This window comes from Streptomyces longispororuber (assembly GCF_014656095.1).
Lineage (GTDB): Bacteria > Actinomycetota > Actinomycetes > Streptomycetales > Streptomycetaceae > Streptomyces > Streptomyces longispororuber.
In genome coordinates, this window is record NZ_BNBT01000162.1 from 1 (window position 1) to 18,878 (window position 18,878).

General features: G+C 68.7%; 14 protein-coding genes and 1 pseudogene. 8 read left to right on the top strand and 7 right to left on the bottom strand.

The genetic code is table 11. The annotated features are described in order from the left end of the window. From IE330_RS32625 to IE330_RS32640, 4 genes are all read left to right on the top strand, one after another. A partial coding sequence (locus IE330_RS32625) for an ATP-binding protein (protein WP_190139788.1) occupies positions 1 to 1,565 on the top strand: 1,565 nt, incomplete at its 5' end. A 74-nt stretch (positions 1,566 to 1,639) separates the two neighbouring features. Beyond that, a complete protein-coding gene (locus IE330_RS32630; RefSeq protein ID WP_190139789.1) occupies positions 1,640 to 2,323 on the top strand; it encodes a response regulator in 684 nt (227 codons plus the stop codon). Positions 2,324 to 2,418: 95 nt separating this feature from the next. Continuing rightward, positions 2,419 to 2,817: an OB-fold nucleic acid binding domain-containing protein gene (locus tag IE330_RS32635; protein WP_190139790.1), complete on the top strand. Its 399-nt coding sequence runs from the start codon at positions 2,419 to 2,421 to the stop codon at positions 2,815 to 2,817. Between the two features lie 3 nt (positions 2,818 to 2,820). After that, positions 2,821 to 3,582 carry a DUF3159 domain-containing protein gene (locus IE330_RS32640; protein ID WP_373314786.1) on the top strand — a complete coding sequence of 254 codons (762 nt, stop codon included), beginning with the start codon at positions 2,821 to 2,823 and terminating at the stop codon, positions 3,580 to 3,582. Positions 3,583 to 3,695: 113 nt separating this feature from the next. Here IE330_RS32640 and IE330_RS32645 read toward each other — a convergent pair whose 3' ends face one another. The 4 genes from IE330_RS32645 to IE330_RS32660 all read right to left on the bottom strand — a co-directional run bounded on the left by IE330_RS32645 (position 3,696) and on the right by IE330_RS32660 (position 5,833). Then, positions 3,696 to 4,361: a potassium channel family protein gene (locus IE330_RS32645; protein WP_190139791.1), complete on the bottom strand. Its 666-nt coding sequence runs from the start codon at positions 4,359 to 4,361 to the stop codon at positions 3,696 to 3,698. After that, positions 4,361 to 5,029: a potassium channel family protein gene (locus IE330_RS32650; protein ID WP_190139792.1), complete on the bottom strand. Its 669-nt coding sequence runs from the start codon at positions 5,027 to 5,029 to the stop codon at positions 4,361 to 4,363. The genes IE330_RS32645 and IE330_RS32650 overlap by 1 nt, the downstream gene beginning before the upstream one ends. Before the next feature lie 232 nt (positions 5,030 to 5,261). Beyond that, entirely contained in the window at positions 5,262 to 5,501 is a 240-nt protein-coding gene (locus IE330_RS32655) for a hypothetical protein (protein WP_190139793.1), read from the bottom strand. Then, entirely contained in the window at positions 5,498 to 5,833 is a 336-nt protein-coding gene (locus IE330_RS32660) for an ArsR/SmtB family transcription factor (RefSeq protein WP_190139794.1), read from the bottom strand. The genes IE330_RS32655 and IE330_RS32660 overlap by 4 nt, the downstream gene beginning before the upstream one ends. A 190-nt stretch (positions 5,834 to 6,023) precedes the next feature. Between IE330_RS32660 and IE330_RS32665 the strand changes: the two genes are divergently transcribed. The 3 genes from IE330_RS32665 (at position 6,024) to IE330_RS32675 (ending at position 12,089) form a co-directional block, all read left to right on the top strand. Continuing rightward, positions 6,024 to 8,339 (top strand): MMPL family transporter, encoded by a 2,316-nt coding sequence (locus IE330_RS32665; protein ID WP_190139795.1) that lies wholly within the window; start codon positions 6,024 to 6,026, stop codon positions 8,337 to 8,339. Between the two features lie 169 nt (positions 8,340 to 8,508). Then, positions 8,509 to 10,560: an APC family permease gene (locus IE330_RS32670; protein WP_190139796.1), complete on the top strand. Its 2,052-nt coding sequence runs from the start codon at positions 8,509 to 8,511 to the stop codon at positions 10,558 to 10,560. Positions 10,561 to 10,757: 197 nt separating this feature from the next. Beyond that, positions 10,758 to 12,089, top strand: coding sequence for a class I SAM-dependent RNA methyltransferase (locus IE330_RS32675; RefSeq protein WP_190139797.1), 1,332 nt, complete (start codon positions 10,758 to 10,760; stop codon positions 12,087 to 12,089). 518 nt (positions 12,090 to 12,607) lie between these two features. On the opposite strand, the gene IE330_RS39340 is transcribed toward IE330_RS32675, so the two are convergent. The 3 genes from IE330_RS39340 to IE330_RS32690 all read right to left on the bottom strand — a co-directional run bounded on the left by IE330_RS39340 (position 12,608) and on the right by IE330_RS32690 (position 16,739). Continuing rightward, positions 12,608 to 13,120, bottom strand: coding sequence for a hypothetical protein (locus IE330_RS39340; protein WP_229926088.1), 513 nt, complete (start codon positions 13,118 to 13,120; stop codon positions 12,608 to 12,610). Between the two features lie 504 nt (positions 13,121 to 13,624). Next, on the bottom strand, positions 13,625 to 15,703 hold the full coding sequence (locus tag IE330_RS32685) for a protein kinase domain-containing protein (protein ID WP_190139798.1): 2,079 nt from the start codon (positions 15,701 to 15,703) through the stop codon (positions 13,625 to 13,627). Positions 15,704 to 15,845: 142 nt separating this feature from the next. Beyond that, positions 15,846 to 16,739 (bottom strand): DUF6602 domain-containing protein, encoded by an 894-nt coding sequence (locus IE330_RS32690; protein ID WP_190139799.1) that lies wholly within the window; start codon positions 16,737 to 16,739, stop codon positions 15,846 to 15,848. Positions 16,740 to 17,379: 640 nt separating this feature from the next. On the opposite strand from IE330_RS32690, the pseudogene IE330_RS32695 reads away from it, so the two are divergent. Beyond that, a pseudogene (locus IE330_RS32695) lies at positions 17,380 to 18,564 on the top strand (IS701 family transposase). The last annotated feature ends 314 nt before the right edge of the window (positions 18,565 to 18,878 follow it).

Here is an 18,878-nt window from a genome sequence, read left to right on the forward strand (position 1 = left end):
AGGCCTGGCAGTACGTCTTCGGGCCGGGCGTGGGCGCGACGGTGGCCCGCGAGTCCGGGCCCGACCTCGACGTCCACATCGTCACGCACAGCGAGGTCGCCAAGGGCCGCGGACTGCCCGTGGCCCGCGGCGCCCGCCTCGGCCGCTCCCGCATCATCTGGGGCTGGTTCGTCGGCGTCGTCGGGCCCGCGCTGCTCACCCTGCTGCTCACCAACGTCGACGCGGACCTCGGGCTCGCCAACGACATGCTGCTGTTCCTGACCCTGACGGTCGCGGCGGCCCTGCTCGGCGGCATGCTCCCGGCGCTCGCCTCCGCCGCCTTCGGCTCCCTGCTGCTCAACTACCACTTCGCCCCGCCGCTGCACCGGTGGACGATCTCCGACTCCAAGAACATCGTCGCGATCGCCGTCTTCGTCTCCGTCGCGATCGCCGTCGCCTCCGTCGTGGACCTCGCCGCGCGCCGCACCCACCAGGCCGCCCGGCTGCGCGCCGAGTCGGAGATCCTCTCCCACCTCGCGGGCAGCGTGCTGCGCGGCGAGAACAGCCTCGAATCCCTCCTGGAGACCGTCCGCGAGACCTTCGGCATGGAGTCCGTGGCCCTCCTGGAGCGCGAGCACGACCTCGCGCCCTGGACGTGCGCGGCCGGCGTCGGCAGCCGCGCGCACGTCGAGCGCCCCGAGGACGCCGACGTCGACGTGCCCGTCGGCGACCACATGGCGCTCGCCCTGTCCGGCCGGGTGCTGCCCGCCGAGGACCGCCGCGTGCTCGCCGCGTTCGCCGCGCAGGCCGCCGTCGTCCTGGACCGCCAGCGCCTCCAGACCGAGGCCGACCGGGCCCGCACCCTCGCCGAGGGCAACCGCATCCGCACCGCCCTGCTCGCCGCCGTCAGCCACGACCTGCGCACCCCGCTGGCCGGGATCAAGGCCGCGGTCACCTCGCTGCGCTCCGAGGACGTGGAGTGGTCCGAGGAGGACCGGGCCGAGCTGCTCGAAGGCATCGAGGCGGGCGCCGACCGGCTCGACCACCTCGTCGGCAACCTCCTGGACATGTCCCGCCTGCAGACCGGCACGGTCGCGCCGCTGATCCGCGAGATCGACCTCGACGAGGTGGTGCCGATGGCGCTCGGCGGCGTACCGGACGGCAGCGTGGACCTCGACGTGCCCGAGAACCTGCCGATGGTCGCCGTCGACAAGGGCCTGTTGGAGCGGGCCGTCGCCAACATCGTCGAGAACGCCGTCAAGTACGCGCCCGAGCACACCCCCGTCCTGGTGTCGGCGAGCACCCTGGGCGACCAGGTGCAGGTGCGCGTCGTGGACCGCGGGCCGGGCGTCCCCGACGACGCCAAGGAACGCATCTTCGAGCCGTTCCAGCGCTACGGTGACGCTCCACGGGGCAGCGGGGTCGGGCTCGGCCTCGCCGTCGCCCGCGGCTTCGTGGAGTCCATGGGCGGCACCCTCACCGCCGAGGACACCCCCGGCGGCGGCCTCACCATGGTGCTGACGCTGAAGGCGGCGGGCGGCCGGCCGGCCGCCGTGCCCGGCCTCCGGGCCACCACGGCCCCGTGACGGCAGGCCCCGGCCGCGTCCGTGGCACCGACCGCCGCACCAGCGGCGCTGACAAGCCCGAAAGGCAGGTAGGAATGACCCGGGTGCTCGTGGTCGACGACGAGCCGCAGATCGTACGCGCCCTCGTGATCAACCTGAAGGCACGCAAGTACGAGGTGGACGCCGCGCCGGACGGCGCGACCGCCCTCCAGCTCGCGGCCGCCCGCCACCCCGACGTGATCGTGCTCGACCTCGGTCTGCCCGACATGGACGGCGTGGAGGTGATCAAGGGCCTGCGCGGCTGGACGCGCGTCCCCATCCTGGTCCTGTCCGCCCGGCACAGCTCGGACGAGAAGGTCGAGGCCCTGGACGCGGGCGCCGACGACTACGTGACCAAGCCCTTCGGCATGGACGAGCTCCTCGCCCGGCTCCGGGCCGCCGTGCGCCGCGCGGAACCCGTCGGCGCGGGCGAGGACGACGTGACCATCGAGACCGCCGACTTCACGGTCGACCTCGCCGCGAAGAAGGTCAACCGGGGCGGGCGCGACGTGCGGCTCACACCCACCGAGTGGCACCTCCTGGAGGTGCTCGTCCGCAACGCGGGACGCCTGGTGAGCCAGAAGCAGCTCCTCCAGGAGGTGTGGGGCCCCTCCTACGGCACGGAGACGAACTACCTGCGCGTGTACATGGCGCAACTGCGGCGCAAGCTGGAGGCGGACCCGGCCCACCCCCGGCACTTCATCACGGAGCCGGGGATGGGCTACCGCTTCGAGAAGTAGGGCTGTGCCGGGGGCCCGCCCGGGCCGGCCGCCCCGCGCACAGGGGCGGGCACCGGCATTGCCGGGGTGTCGGGGCGCACCGGTAGGCTCAAGGTATGAGTGCTGTTCCTGGACCCGACAAGCCCGCGGGCCGTTTCCGGCGCATGCTCGACCGGCTGTCGTCCTCCCAGCAGGACTTGGACTCCCAGGAGCTGCGCGAGGACGCCGAGACGGCGGGCTGCACCCGCATCGGCGACTGCCACGACCGCCAGATCGTCACGGTTACTGGTACGTTGCGCACGGTCACTCTACGGCCACGCGCCGGTGTGCCCGCTCTGGAGGCGGAGCTGTTCGACGGCTCCGCCGCGCTCGACGTGGTCTGGCTCGGCAGGCGCTCCATCGTCGGCATCGAGCCGGGCCGCCGCCTGATCGCGTCGGGACGGATCTCCATAGACCGCGGTCGCAGAGTGCTCTTCAACCCCAAGTACGAACTCAGACCGCTCGGACGGGAGTAGCCGGTGACGTCAGTCGACAAGCCGACCGACCAGGGCCTGGGGGGCGCGCGTCCCCAGGGCCCCCAGAACGCGCAGGACTCCCAGGACGCCGACACCAGGGCGCTGACCCAGGCCGCCCTCTTCGACGCCTTCGGCGGCATCCGCGGCACGGTCGAGACGATGGTCCCGGGCCTGCTGTTCGTGCTGATCTACACGATCAACAAGGACCTGCACATGTCGGCGATCGCGGCCCTGGCCGTGGCGCTGGCCCTGGTCGTGGTCCGCCTGGTGCGCCGCGACACGGTCAAGCACGCCTTCAGCGGCGTCTTCGGCGTCGCGTTCGGCGTGGCCTTCGCGATGTTCACGGGCAACGCCAAGGACTTCTACCTGCCGGGGATGATCTACGGCGTGGGCCTCGGCACCGCGTTCTTCGTCTCGGCCCTGGTGGGCTATCCGCTGCTCGGCCTGCTGCTCGGGCCGGTGTTCCGCGAGAACCTCTCCTGGCGCACCCGCAACCCCGGCCGCAAGAAGGCGTACACGAAGGCGTCCCTGGCCTGGGGCCTGATCTTCCTCGGCAAGTACGCGATCCTCTTCCCGCTGTACTGGTGGGGGGACACCGAGCAGCTCGGCTGGGTCCTGATCGCCCTGAAGCTGCCGCCGATGGTCCTCGCGGTGTACTTCACCTGGATCTTCCTGGCCAAGGCGCCGCCGCCGATCGACGTGTTCGCCGAGATGGAGGCGGAGGAGAAGGCCGAGGCGGCCCGTCGGGCCCAGCCGGAGGCCTGAGGCCCGGCCGCGGGCTGCACGGCGGGGCCCCGGAGGTGTCGCGGGGCACCAGCGGCTCACACAGGTGGGGGCGCCCAGGACTTCCTGGGCGCCCCCACCTGCGTCTGTTCCGGCTAGTCCCGGCGGGCCGACAGGAGGTCCTCCAACTGCTCCTCGCGGGCCTGCGCGGCCACGAAGAGCAGCTCGTCGCCGGCCTCCAGCGAGTCGTCCGGGGTCGGCGTGAGGACGCGCGTACCACGGATGATCGTGACGAGGGACGTGTCCTCGGGCCACTGGACGTCGCCGACGCGGGTGCCCGCGAGGGCCGACTCCGGCGGCAGCGTCAGCTCGACCAGGTTGGCGTCGCCGTGGCTGAAGCGCAGCAGGCGCACCAGGTCGCCGACGCTCACCGCCTCCTCGACGAGGGCGGACATCAGGCGCGGCGTGGAGACCGCGACGTCGACGCCCCAGGACTCGTTGAAGAGCCACTCGTTCTTGGGGTTGTTGACCCGGGCGACGACGCGCGGGACGCCGTACTCGGTCTTGGCCAGGAGCGAGACGACCAGGTTCACCTTGTCGTCGCCCGTCGCGGCGATGACGACGTTGCAGCGCTGGAGCGCCGCCTCGTCGAGCGAGGTGATCTCGCAGGCGTCGGCGAGCAGCCACTCGGCCTGCGGGACGCGCTCGACGGAGATGGCCGTCGGCGCCTTGTCGACGAGCAGCACCTCGTGCCCGTTCTCCAGGAGCTCACCGGCGATGGAACGGCCCACCGCGCCCGCTCCGGCAATGGCGACCCTCATCACTGACCGCCTTCCTCGGGGCCCTCGGCGAACGCCGCCTCGACCTTCTCGACCTCGTCGGTGCGCATCATCACGTGCACCAGGTCGCCCTCCTGCAACACCGTCTGGGAGGTCGGCAGGACCGCCTCGCCGAGCCGGGTGAGGAAGGCGACGCGTACGCCGGTCTCCTCCTGGAGGCGGCTGACCTTGTGGCCGATCCAGGAGGGCGAGGTGTGCACCTCGGCGAGCTGGACGCCCCCGGTGGGGTCGCGCCACAGCGGCTCCGCGCCGGAGGGCAGCAGGCGCCGCAGCATCTGGTCGGCGGTCCAGCGGACCGTGGCGACCGTGGGGATGCCCAGGCGCTGGTAGACCTCGGCGCGGCGCGGGTCGTAGATACGGGCCGCGACGTTCTCGATGCCGAACATCTCGCGGGCCACCCGGGCGGCGATGATGTTCGAGTTGTCGCCGCTGGAGACGGCGGCGAAGGCGCCCGCGTCCTCGATGCCGGCCTCGCGCAGGGTGTCCTGGTCGAAGCCGACGCCGGTCACGCGGCGGCCGCCGAAGCCGGAGCCCAGACGGCGGAAGGCAGTGGGGTCCTGGTCGACCACGGCGACCGTGTGCCCCTGCTGTTCCAGGGTCTGCGCGAGAGCGGAGCCCACTCTTCCGCAGCCCATGATGACGATGTGCACGTCGCTACCCCGCGCTCCTCATGGCCCACTTGACCTGCGTGAATGCCTTACTCATGACTCTCTTTCGGCGCGCCTGCGCGGCGCGGCGGCACGTCCCGCCCTGCGGTTGGCGGTGCGGGGTGCTCTCGGCTGTCCCGGTCGGTGTCCCGGTGCGTTTGCAGAGTCCACGGTAACGGCTTCCGCCCCCGGCCCGGAGCCCGAGGGGCGGCTGCGGCCCGGCGCGGGTTCCGTGCTAGTCGACGGCGCGCAGCAGGGTCTCCATGGCCTTGACGCGCAGGTTCAGCTCGGTGAGCTGCAGGCGCACGGCCTCGGCCTCGGAACGGGACGCCTCGACGGCCTGCCGGTAGCCCTCCATCGCCTCCGCGTAGGCGCGGTCGCGCTCGCGGCCGCGCTGCGTCTGGAAGTACGAGACGGCGACGATCGCACCGGCAAGGATGACGAAGAAGGCGATCGGAATGATCGCGTCGCTCATTGGGGCGTCCCCTCAGAAGAGTGCTGTCCGGCTTCGCTCGCCCCGTCCTGCTGGGCAGCAGCAAGAATCGTATCGACGTTCAACCGCACGTCAAACGGCGCGAGTTCGAAGTACTTGAGGGCCTTGCCCGCGTCCGAGAGCTCCAGGCGGCCGACCACGAGACCCGCCTTCTCCAGGCGCTCCAGGTGCATGTAGAGCAGGGGGCGGGAGACGCCGAGGCGCCGCGCCAGTTCGCTGACGTACATGGGGCCCGGGGCGAGCTCCGTGATGATCCGGATGCGCTGCGCGTGCCCCACCGCCGAGAGGAGGGCAAGCAGCTCCTCGCTGTTCATGGCCCGCCTCTGTGCCGTCCCGATACCTGTCAGCCAAGGCTTACGCACGCTGTGAAGCACTGTCAAACCCTCCGTCGTGCCGGAGTTTTCCATTCCAACCTGACAGTTGACGCCTTCATCCTTCACCTGTAAGTCTGAAGTTACATGTGAAGGACGGAAAGGGGTAGCCGTGGACACGAGGGGGCCGGACATGAGGGAACGGGGATCCGGCGGGTCCGCCCGGGGCCGGCGGTCGGTCACCGTGCGGGTGGCCCGCTGGAGCGCGCTGCACCCCTGGCGGGCGATCGTCGGCTGGTTCGTCTTCGTGGTGCTGTGCCTCGGCGCCGGCATCACGGCCGGGATGAACAGCGCGACCTCGGAGGACTTCCAGGTCGGCGAGGCCGGGCGCGCCGAGGCCATGGCCACCGAGGGCGACCTCCAGATCAAGCCCCTCGAACAGATCCTGATCAGCGCCAAGGGCGGTCGCCTCGACGAGCGCGCGGCCGACGCCGCCGTGCGGGACGTCACCCGGCGGATGCGGGCCCTGCCCGAGGTCGACGAGGTGGGCGCGCCCGTCCGCTCCAAGGACGGCGACGTCCTGCGCGTGCCCGTGACGCTGAAGGGCCCGGAGCAGGAGGGCAAGAAGAACGTCGTCCCGCTCCAGAAGGAGACCGAGGAGGTCGAGAAGGCCCACCCGAAGGTCGTGGTCGAGGAGACCGGCGCCGCCTCCGTCAGCAAGGGCGTGAACGACCAGCGCGGCAAGGACCTGGCGTTCTCCGAGATGATCACGCTGCCGGTCACGCTCGTCACGCTGGCCCTGGTGTTCGGCTCGGTGCTCATGGTCGGCGTGCCGCTGCTGCTCGCGATCACCTCGATCATGGCGACCATGGGCCTGGCCATGCTGGCCTCGCACCTGCTGCCCGACACCGGCGTCGGGATGAACATGATCCTGCTCATCGGCATGGCCGTCGGCGTCGACTACACGCTCTTCTACCTCAAGCGCGAGCGCGAGGAGCGGGCCCGCGGCGGCGGCCGCCTGTCCACCGAGGCGCTGGTGGAGACCGCCGCCGCGACGGCCGGCCGCGCCATCGTCGTCTCCGGGCTCGCCGTGATCGTCTCCACCGCCGCCCTGTACCTGGCGGGCGACGTGATCTTCGACTCGCTCGCCACCGGCACCATCCTCGTCGTGGCCGTCGCCGTGGTCAGCTCCGTGACCGCGCTGCCCGCCATGCTGGTCAAGCTGGGGCAGCGCGCCGAACGCCGGGCCGCCCGGCGCCGCGAGCGCGGCAAGCCCGTGCAGCCGTACGCGGAGAAGCAGCCGGGCCGGGTCTGGAACGTGCTCCTGGCGCCGGCCCGCAAGCGCCCCGCCCTCACCCTGTGCCTCGCGGTCCTCGCGCTGGTCGGCCTCTCCCTGCCGGCCCTCGACATGAAGCTGAAGGACCCCGCCCGGGACAGCTTCTCCCGCGAGATCCCGGCGATGCAGGGCTACGACCGGCTGCTCGCGGCCTACCCCGACCTGCGCCTGCGCTTCCTGGTCGTGGCGCGCTCCACGCCCGAGCGGTCCGACGACGTGGTCCGCGCCCTGCGCGCCCTGCACCGCGAGACTACGGCCGACCCGCTCTTCGGCAACCGCGCCGCACCGCAGATCAAGACCTCAGAGGACCGGCGCATCAGCACCCTGGACCTGGGCGCCCGGCACGCCACGTACTCCGAGAAGGCGGCCCGCACCCTGGACCACCTGCGCGACGACCACCTGCCCGCGACCCTCGGCAGGCTCGACGGCGTCGAGACGGCCGTCAGCGGCGACGTACCGCGCGGCATCGACTACGTCGACCACCAGAACGACAAGCTGCCGCTGGTCCTCGGAGCGCTGCTGCTGCTGACCTTCGCGATGACCGTCTACGCCTTCCGGTCCGTCGTGCTCGGCCTGCTCGGCGTCGCGCTCAACCTGCTGTCCGCCGCGTCCGCGCTGGGCCTGCTCGTCCTCGTCTTCCAGGGCGAGTGGGCGGAGGACCTGCTGTCCTTCGTGTCACTGCACGGGATCTCCTCGCGCGTGCCGCTGTTCCTCCTGGTGATCCTCTTCGGACTCTCGATGGACTACCAGGTGTTCGTGGTCAGCCGGATCCGCGAGGCGGCGCTGAACGGGGTGCCGACGCGCAAGGCCGTCATCGACGGCATCGCCTCCTCGGCGAAGGTCGTCACGAGCGCGGCGATCGTCATGGTCACCGTCTTCGCCAGCTTCGTGATGCTGCACATCCTGGAGATGAAGCAGATGGGCTTCGTGCTCGCGGTGGCCGTCCTGGTGGACGCGTTCGTGATCCGCGTCATGATCCTGCCGGCGGCACTGCTCCTCCTCGGCCGCGCCACGTGGTGGCCGTCGAAGGCCGTACGCCGGGCCGAGGAGCGGCTCACCCGCGGGTACGCGCCCCCGGCGGACGCCCACGGGGACACCGGCGGAGGCACCGACGGAGGCACCGACGGGACGCAGCCGCCGACGGCGTGGACCGGGGCGACGGCCGGGCGCTGAGGGCGCTGCGGCGGACGCTGCGGCGGGCGGTCGGTCCGGGCGGTCGGCCCGGGCCGACCGCTCACCGGCGTCGCGTCTTGAACATCTCTTTAACCTTTCGGCAGATGCTCTTGACAACTCGCAGGTACTGGGTGGGCGGCACCCTTCCCGACCGCTTACGATCCTCTGCGTGTCCAAACTGACCGACGTGCCCAAACGGATCCTCATCGGGCGCGCACTGCGCAGCGACAGGCTCGGGGAAACGCTCCTGCCGAAGCGCATCGCCCTCCCCGTGTTCGCGTCCGACCCGCTGTCCTCCGTCGCGTACGCGCCCGGCGAGGTGCTGCTCGTCCTGTCCATCGCGGGCGCGTCGGCGTACCACTACAGCCCGTGGATCGCCGTCGCGGTCGTCGTGCTGATGTTCACCGTCGTCGCCTCGTACCGGCAGAACGTGCACGCGTACCCGAGCGGCGGCGGCGACTACGAGGTCGCCAACACCAACCTCGGTCCCAAGGCGGGCCTGACCGTCGCGAGCGCCCTGCTCGTCGACTACGTCCTCACCGTGGCCGTGTCGATCTCCTCGGGCATCGAGAACCTGGGCTCCGCGATCCCGTTCGTGGTCGAACACAAGGTGCTGTGCGCGGTCGCGGTCATCGTCCTCCTCACGCTCATGAACCTGCGCGGCGTGAAGGAGTCCGGCAAGCTCTTCGCGATCCCGACCTACGTGTTCGTCGTCGGCGTCTTCCTCATGATCGCCTGGGGCGCCTTCCGCGGCTTCGTCCTCGACGACACCATGAAGGCCCCGACCGCCGACTTCGAGATCGAGGCCGAGCACCAGGGCATCGCCGGCTTCGCGCTCGTCTTCCTGCTGCTGCGCGCCTTCTCCTCCGGCTGTGCCGCGCTCACCGGCGTCGAGGCCATCAGCAACGGCGTGCCCGCCTTCCGCAAGCCCAAGTCGCGGAACGCGGCCACCACGCTCGCGCTCATGGGCGGCCTCGCCGTCACCATGTTCTGCGGCATCATCGGCCTCGCCATGGCGACCAACGTCCACATGGCCGAGAACCCCGCCAAGGACCTCATCGAGAACGGCTCCCCGGTCGGCGGCGACTACGTCCAGAACCCGGTGATCTCGCAGGTCGCCGAGGCGGTCTTCGGCGACGGCAGCTTCCTGTTCATCGTCCTGGCAGCGGCCACCGCGCTCGTCCTGTTCCTCGCCGCGAACACCGCCTACAACGGCTTCCCGCTGCTCGGCTCGATCCTCGCGCAGGACCGCTACCTGCCGCGCCAGCTCCACACCCGCGGCGACCGCCTGGCCTTCTCCAACGGCATCGTGCTCCTCGCGGGCGCGGCGGCGCTGCTCGTCTTCGTCTACGGCGCGGACTCCACCCGCCTGATCCAGCTCTACATCGTCGGCGTCTTCGTCTCCTTCACCCTCAGCCAGATCGGCATGGTCCGGCACTGGAACCGCCACCTGGCCGCCGAGCAGGACCCCGCCAAGCGCCGCCACATGGTCCGCTCCCGCGCGATCAACACCTTCGGCGCGTTCTTCACCGGCCTGGTCCTGATCGTCGTGCTGGTCACGAAGTTCACCCACGGCGCCTGGGTCGCGCTGCTCGGCATGGTCATCTTCTACGCGACGATGACCGCGATCCGCCGCCACTACGACCGCGTCGCCGAGGAGATCGCGGCCCCCGAGGTCCCCTCCGAGGACAGCGTCCGCCCCTCCCGCGTGCACTCCATCGTCCTCGTCTCCAAGATCCACAAGCCGACGCTGCGCGCCCTCGCGTACGCCAAGCTGATGCGCACCGACACCCTGGAGGCGCTCAGCGTCAACGTCGACCCGGCCGAGACCAAGGCGCTGCGCGCCGAGTGGGAGCGCCGCGGCATCGCCGTACCGCTGAAGGTCCTCGACTCCCCGTACCGGGAGATCACCCGCCCGGTCATCGAGTACGTGAAGTCGCTGCGCCGGGAGAGCCCGCGGGACGCGGTGAGCGTCATCATCCCCGAGTACGTGGTCGGCCACTGGTACGAGCACCTCCTGCACAACCAGAGCGCCCTGCGCCTCAAGGGCCGGCTGCTCTTCACGCCCGGCGTGATGGTCACCTCCGTGCCCTACCAGCTCGAGTCCTCCGAGGCCGCGAAGCGCCGGGCCCGCAAGCGCCAGGAGTGGAACGCACCGGGCTCGGTGCGGCGCGGACCGGTGGAGAAGCAGCGGACGAAGGAGAGGGGCCCGAAGGGCTGAGGCCCTCGCGGGCGGGCGGCGCGCGGGAGCCTGAGGGCCCGCGCGGGCCACGCGGGGAGCTACTCACCGGTGCGGAACGAGGGGCGGGGGGACGCCTCCTGGTGAGCGGCAGCCCGCCACCCACGTAAACTGGTGGGCTGTCGTCCGGCGGCCCCAGGCCGTCCGTTCCCCCTCTTACGTTGCGGAGTCACCCCACCATGCAGGCAGAACCGAAGAACTCGCTGGTGGGGGAGGAGTACGAGGTCGAGGTCGGCCCCGTCGCCCACGGCGGCCACTGCATCGCCCGTACGCCCGAGGGCCGGGTCCTCTTCGTCCGCCACACCCTGCCCGGCGAGAGGATCGTCGCCCGCGTCACCGAGGGCGACGAGACCTCGCGCTTCCTGCGGGCGGACGCGGTGACGGTGCTCGAAGCGTCCAAGGACCGCGTCGAGGCGCCCTGCCCGTACGCGGGCCCCGGCCGCTGCGGCGGCTGCGACTGGCAGCACGCCAAGCCGGGCGCGCAGCGCCGCCTGAAGGCGGAGGTCCTCACCGAGCAGTTGAAGCGGCTCGCGGGCCTGACCCCCGAGGAGGCGGGCTGGGACGGCACGGTGATGCCGGCCGAGGGCGACAAGGTCCCGGCGGGCGAGGTGCCGTCGTGGCGCACCCGTGTCCAGTACGCGGTGGACCCCGACACCGGCCGCGCGGGCCTGCGCCGCCACCGCTCGCACGAGGTCCAGCCGATCGACCACTGCATGATCGCGGCGGAGGGCGTCAGCGAGCTGGGCGTGGAACAGCGCGACTGGTCGGGCATGGAGACGGTGGAGGCCATCGCGGCGACGGGTTCGCAGGACCGCCAGGTGGTCCTGACCCCGCGCCCCGGCGCCCGCCTGCCCCTCGTGGAACTGGACCGGCCGGTCTCCGTCCTGCGGGTCGACGAGAAGGACGGCGGCGTCCACCGCGTCCACGGCCGCCCCTTCGTGCGCGAGCGCGCCGACGGCCGTACGTACCGCGTCGGCAACGGCGGCTTCTGGCAGGTCCACCCGAAGGCCGCGGACACCCTGGTGACGGCGGTCATGCAGGGCCTCCTGCCGCGCAAGGGCGAGACGGCGCTGGACCTGTACTGCGGGGTGGGCCTGTTCGCGGGCGCGATCGCGGACCGGGTCGGCGACGAGGGGGCGGTGCTCGGCATCGAGTCGGCCAAGCGGGCGGTCGAGGATGCCCGCCACAACCTGGCCGCGTTCGACCGCGTCCGCATCGAGCAGGGCAAGGTCGAGGCGGTCCTCCCGCGCACGGGCATCACGGAGGTCGACCTCATCGTCCTGGACCCGCCCCGCGCCGGAGCGGGCCGGCCGACGGTCCGCCACCTCGCAGCCCTGGGCGCCCGCCGCATCGCCTACGTGGCCTGCGACCCGGCCGCGCTGGCCCGCGACCTGGGCTACTTCCGCGAGGACGGCTACCGGGTGCGGATGCTGCGGGCGTTCGATCTGTTTCCCATGACGCAGCATGTGGAGTGTGTGGCGATTCTTGAGCCTGCTGAGAAGGGCCGCTGACCTGCGGTTTCGTCTGGTGTGCATTGTGTGCGCTGTGGGCGACATCTTGACGCACGAGCGACGCACGTGACGCACGCATGACGCACGTTTGGTGCACTTCCTGACGGGTCATCAGGGGTGAGTTTTCGCAGGTCGCGGTGCGCCAGACGCGGTCCGCAGCAGCACCTCCTTGGCTTTCCCTTGGTGAAGCTCTGACGGTTATAGCCGAATTTGGGACTCAGTGGGGGCGAGATTCGTAGGTGCTTCGGTTGCCCAGGAATGGTTCAAGATCGGCTTAGTTGGGCTGCGGTGGTATGGGCAGCTTCGGTGCCAAGGCGGACTCGGTGAGCTGTTGAAGGTGGGCGTCTGTGAACGCGAGCCACGCGTCGATCTCAGTCCTTTCCTGCCCGGGTGGCAAGGATGTGGCGTGGTCGCGTACCGCTGTGACGTATTCGGCCAGGCGCTTGGCCTGGTGCCAAGCGCTTGACTGTTCTTCGAGGTGCTTGACGCGATAGGCGTGGGTGTGTGAGACGCGGGCTTTATGTCTGACACTTTCCCAGTGCCGCTGTGCCGCTGTGCCGCTGTGCCGCTTCCTGAGCTTTTTGATCTGCGTGGCGGTCGACCTCCGCGGCTTCGCCGCGGAGGTCGACTTCTTGCACGACTTCGGCGAGTTGGTCCTCCAGAGGGCGATTAGGTATATCGGCGCATTCGCTGCCGCGGTGTGTGGTGCCGCCGCGGAGGATGAGACGCAGCCGGTTGGCGGGGGTGTAGTCGAAGCGAGGAATGCGCATCCACGTGTGTTTCTTGACGTCGGCGAGTTCCTTCTCGGTGGGGACGTGTTTGCGGTGGTCTTGTTCCTGCAGGACGAGGAAGCCAATGCTTTCGTCCTGGGCGGTGATGGTGAACTGTGGTGCTGCCTGCCGACGGTGACGGGGTGGGGGAGCGCCTGGAGTGGGGCCGAGTGCCGCCGTGTGGCCCTTTGATTCGGTGGCTGTGACAAGGGCCTGGATGATGCGCAGGGCTCGGCTGCAGACGGATCTGGTCAGTTCCATGCGGTGGGGTTGCTCTTGGAGAGCGGCCACCACGGTATGGGGCTGCGTGAGTCTGGTCGGCACGGTGATTGGAGGGAGTTCGACGAGCCGCCAGGCAGGCGTGTCGACGAGCTTGATTTCGTAGCCGCGGTGAGTCTGCCTTCCGCGGAGCTCCTGTGTGTGAGGGATCTTGCCGGACTTGCGTGCGGCACTGATCTGCGATGCCCAGTTCACCGCGTGTGGGCCGGACTCGGCCGTCTTGACGAGGTAGTTGTTGGCTGACAGCTCTTCGAGGAGTTGGTCGGTGTAGTTCGTGCGGGCCCTCGGCGCAGTTCGGACGTGTGGTGACGGCAGTATTTCCCCGGGTGCCTTAGGTACTTCGCCGCTGTGCTCCCCGGGGCTGGTATCGATGGCGGCTAGATACGCCCGTCCCTTGTCGGTGAGTTGAGCGCTCCAACGCCCGCGGCGTTTGATGGTGACGGCGCAGGACGCGATTTCGGAACGCGAAAGGCGACATCGAAATGATCACTTGAATCTGTCCGCGCTACGGGTGTCTGGGCGCGGATGCAGGTCACGGACCAGGTGCACAAGTTGTATTCCACTGCGGTGAGCGATGGCTTCTTGCTTGGCGCGGTTGGCTGAGTCGGCGGGGGCGCCACGCTTTGTGGTAATGGCGATGACAGGCGCCTCGGCCATCTCCTGTCCTACGTTCATTGCCGCCCACAGCAGATGGCGAAAGTTAAGAGGGTTACCCCAGACGACGACGCGCTTCTTGTCACCGTTGGAGGCAATGAAGCGGTTGGGCTTGTGGGCGACCGTTTCGGGGTCGGCTGTCCAACCGGGCCCGCACGCTGCTGCGGCAATTTCATCGGGGCCGCGGAACGTCCTGGGGGCATATTGGGTCATTGGCCCCATTCCTTCCAGCGCCCTGGGGAACTGGTGCATCGCAGTGTCCTTGATCCATGCACGTACCTGATTCGTTGACCTGAAATGTGGCAGAAGGGTACCGCCAATAGCTGGGTCGGCCACCCATTGGTCGTACAGGTCGGACCTCGCGGCCTCACTCATCTCGCACCAGCCGAGCTCGTCAGCTTGTTGGTATAGGAGAGTCAGCACACTGCCACGCGAGGTGTCTGGAAGTCCCGAACTCCGGGCTCGACGTTGATTTGATAGGTCTGATTGGCCATTGCCTGGTGGGGCAATTGCACTTTGGTCTTGCGGCGCCGTGGCGGTGGTGGTGTCGAGGCGGCTTCTGCCGTGAGTGTGGACGACGCGGAAGCGTTCATCACTGTCTGGCTGGTCCCGAAGCACAGCTGCGACGATCGCGGCTGCCTTCCCGGAGAGCATGCCGAGCCGGTGGCGAATGATGGTCTGTGGCACTTGCCGGTCGGAGGCGGCAGCCCAACGACACATGGCGCGCATCGCCTCGTCTAGCAGTTGCCAGTTTCGCGTTTGGGTTGCGTAGAAGATGACGGAGAATAGCCAGTCCACAACGCGATCGGCATCTGCGGGAACGTTCCGATGGCGGCCGTTGCCTGCAGCGTGCTCGGCTAGTGAACGGAGCACAAAGTCCGCCTGGGAGCTGTTGTCCGCCAGCGCGGGGCCAGCTGAGTCGATTGGCAGCTGGACCAGCGCGTTGACGTATACATCGTAATCCTCTGGTTTGTCAGCTGCCAGGGAGATCAGCTGGCGCCCGCCGCTTTCGTCTGCGGTCCCGGCGAGCGCCAACAATGCTCTGGCGCGGACATAGGGATCCACGGTTGGAGGTGTCGTCTCGCGGTCAACGAGTGCGATGAACCCGGCGACGTCTTGCGGCCGCTCCAACGGATCAGGTTGAGTGAGGCGGCGTAGCACGCTAAACCACAGGTGCCCCGGGGTGGGCAAGAGTGGAACGTTGGCCTGTGGGGTGCGGCCGGTGAGAATCCAGCCGATCACCTGACCGAGGCTATAGAGGTCACTGGCGGGGGTCGCGTTGTGGGGGTTAGTCGACAGCTCTGGCGGAGCGAACTCCTCGGTACCGATGCGTTCCTTGGTGAGTAGTTCAGTGGTTTGCCCGCGTGGGCGTCGCACGATGCCCCAGTCGGCAAGCCGCCAATGACCGTCGAGGAGTAGGATATTGGAAGGCTTGATGTCGCGGTGTAGCCACCCGGCCCGATGGGCATCGGCTAGTGCCGAGGCGATGGCGTCTACGAAGGTGCGGAGCTGCTCCGGGCTTTGTAGATCTGTGCGGTGTTGCTCGGCGGTGGCTTCAGCGCGTGGCATGACGAACCATTGGTACGAGGGGCAGAAGTCGAGTACGGGCATTACATGTGGGTTGGCTCGCAGGGCCTGTGCTGCCTCGATTTCACGGCGCATGCGGCGCTGTCCACGGGCTCCCATCGAGGTCCGCTTCTTGACCACTACAGCGGTGCCAGAGGGCTTGTGTGTGGCGTTGAAAATCTTGGCTTGGCCGCCCTCACCTATAGGGAGTCGGTCGAGGGCGTAGTCCTTCCGGTAACCACGGGCGGCCTGGCGGACTACGTCGTACTGACTCGGGAGCGCAGGCAGCGCGTCAGTCAACGGCGTCGTCTGCTGCTGATCGAAGCCTCGGGCAGATATGCGCATTGGAACAGGATGTACTACCCGCCTGGCTCTTCGGCTAGAACCAGCGTGCGTATCGCCGAGCGCTCCAGTTCTGCATCTCGCCGGGGCCCTCCCGCGGTACGCTCGCTTAGGCGCGCCCGGCTGGGCGCCGGTCTGAGCCTGGTCAGTGCTGACCGAACCGTTGGCAGTCCAAACAGACGTGCTCGCAGGCGTTCTCTGGTGCTGTGCCCCCTGACGGGTAGACTGCCTCACCCACGCGAAGCCCGTGCGGGATGTCTGCAACGTCCCCCAGGCGGAGAGCTGTTCCGGGCACCCACCAGAGTCGGCACAGGTAGTTGAGGTGGGTCGAGAGAGCGACCAGCGGATGATGCGCGTGCGTGGCCCGGAAGCACATGAGGACCTCCGGGCCGGTGATGGGCCAGGGGACGGCGTTACCCGAGCGTGGGTCGCACCACATGAAGTGGCCAAGATCGGCGATGGTGACGAACTTGGGCCACTCCTCCAGAGAGCGGTCACGGTACCAGCCCTCGATCCAACGGGTCACGGTTCCGACCCGCTTGGACGTGGAACCGTAGGCGAACACGCCTCCTGAGGTCGGTACGTAGTGCATCTGTCCGGTGCTGGAGGGGAAGCGAAGGTGGTGGACCTCGGCCTGCCGGCGCCGTGGTGCTGTCTGCACATCGGCGATCGACTGCATGGCCTTGCCCAGGACTTCACTGTCCACCATGCTCTTGACCTCGATGGCGGTATGGACCGCCGATGGATCGGTGTACACCCGACCGTCGTCTTTGAGGATGCGATGAGGTTCTACCGCCGGGTCAGCCAGAACGATGTCTTGCTGGTGGAACCATGCCCTCGTGCTGGAATCCTCGATCTCGGCACGCTTGTAGATCGCGGCTCTGCACTGAATGTACTTGCCGACCATCGCCCGGACAGCGTGCTCACGCTCATTGCCTTGATCCGTGGGGTGCCTCAGCGTCGAGGTCTCCTGAAACGTCCCCTCCAAGAACATGGCGTCCCGGATGAAGCGGTCGAGGACATCCAACCACTCATGCATCGCCTTCCTGGACGGGCTCGCGCAGCAGCCTACAGACGTGCACCGACAACGCGGAGGCCGTTGAGCGTTACCAGGCGAGAGCGGTGTGGGCCTTGAGACGTCCACCGTCGTGCGGGAGGCTGATACAGGGCAGTGGGAGCCTGGGCGGCGTGCGTCAGGCTCGCGCACACAGTGAACACGGACGATTTGCCTTAATTTTCTCGCGCAGGTCACTGACCTGCGACTCCTTCCACGCGTTTCGGTTCCACATGTTTCGCGATGACGCAGCATGTGGAGTGTGTGGCGGTTCTTGAGCCCGCTGAGAAGGGCTGCTGACCTGCGGTTTCTTCAAGTGTGCATTATGGGCGTTGTGTGCGTTACGGGCGATATCGTGACGCACGAGCGACGCGCGTGACGCATGTATGATGCACGTTTGGTGCACTTCCTGATGGGCCATCAGGGGGGGTTCGCAGGTCGGGGTGTGCCAGACGTGGTCCGCAGAGGCACCTCCTTGGCTCTCTCTTGTGAAGCTTTGCCGGATTCGGGGCTCAGCGAGGGCGAGATTTGTAAGTGCTTCGGTGCCCAGGGATGGTTCAAGACCGGCTTAGTACTGCAACGGTATTTGCCGTGACTGCTGACCAGGTCGGTCGTTGGTGTGGTTATGGGTGGGGACCTTGCTGATGTCAGGTTGTGGGCGAGTGAACTGAGCGCTGTGCATGAGCGGTTCGTGCATCGGTTCAACAGGTCGGAACCGAGGGAGTCGGCACTGGCCTATATGCGGGGACTGATCGCTCCGTTGCAGCGCAAGAACGGCTGGACCTTGGCGGAGGAGGCGGGTCACGCGGGCCCGGACCGTATCTACCGGATGCTGAACCGGATCGAGTGGGACGCCGATGAGGTCCTTGAGGATGTGCGCCGGTACGTGGCCGACAACCTGGGTGACCGGGACGCCGTTCTGGTCGTGGACGACACCGGCTTTCTGAAGAAAGGGGTGCGGTCGGCGGGGGTGCAGCGGCAGTACTCCGGCACCGCCGGGCGGACCGAGAACTGCCAGATCGGCGTCTTCCTCGCCTACGCCACCGACCACGGCCGGACGCTGATCGACCGGCGTCTTTATCTGCCCGCCTCCTGGACCGAGGACCGGGAACGGTGCCGCCGGGCCGGCATCGATGACGCGGTCGTCTTCGAGACGAAGGTGGCCATGGCCAAGGCGATGGTCCGGCGGGCCATCGCCGATCGCATCCCGTTTCGGTGGGTGACCGCGGACGCCGCTTACGGATTCAACAAGGGCTGGCGGTCCGAGTTGGAGCAAGCCGACGTCTTCCACGTCATGGCCACCACCCGCCACGACACCGTCGTTACCCGCTGAGCCATCGATCACCCCGTGCACGACCTCTTTCCCGGCCTGCCCAGGCAGAAATGGAAGCGCCGTTCCTGCGGCGACGGCGCCCACGGCCAGCGCATCTACGACTGGGCACGCGTCGAGGTCAGGCCCTGGCACCGCGAGGACCGCCGACACTGGGTCCTTGCCCGTCGCAGCGTCAGCCGTCCCTAGGAGATCTCCTACTACATCGCCTACTGCCCCGCCGAGACCACCCTTGATGAGCTGATCCGCATCGCGGGCAGCCGGTGGGCCATTGAAGAGTGCTTCCAGGACGCGAAGCAGGAGTGCGGTCTGGATGACTACCAGGTTCGCCGCTATCCCGGCTGGCACCGCCACATGACCCTCGCCATGGCCGCCCACGCATGCCTGACCGTCCTGCGAGCACGAGAGCTGGACACGGACAAAGCAGAAACGGATCCTCCCAGCTCATCCACCTCAGCCTCGCCGAAATCAGACGCCTGATCACCCGCCTCACCAACCGCCGACCCACACCCCTCGACCACATCCTGCACTGGTCGACATGGCGCCGGAGACGGCAGTACCAAGCTCGGCTTAGTCACTACAAGCACCGTGGACACAGCCCCTGAAAACTGCCCTCACTCAGAACAAGCACCGTTGCAGTATTAGTATTCCAGTCAGAGATCGTTGCCTGAGCTGGTCGGTTTCGTTGTCCTGGGCATGGTGGGGGTGGACGAGGCTGGCCTGTGGGCGGCTGAGCTGGAGTCGGTGTTCGCGCGGGTGGCGGGCCGGTTCTCGCGTGTGGATCTGCGGTGGCG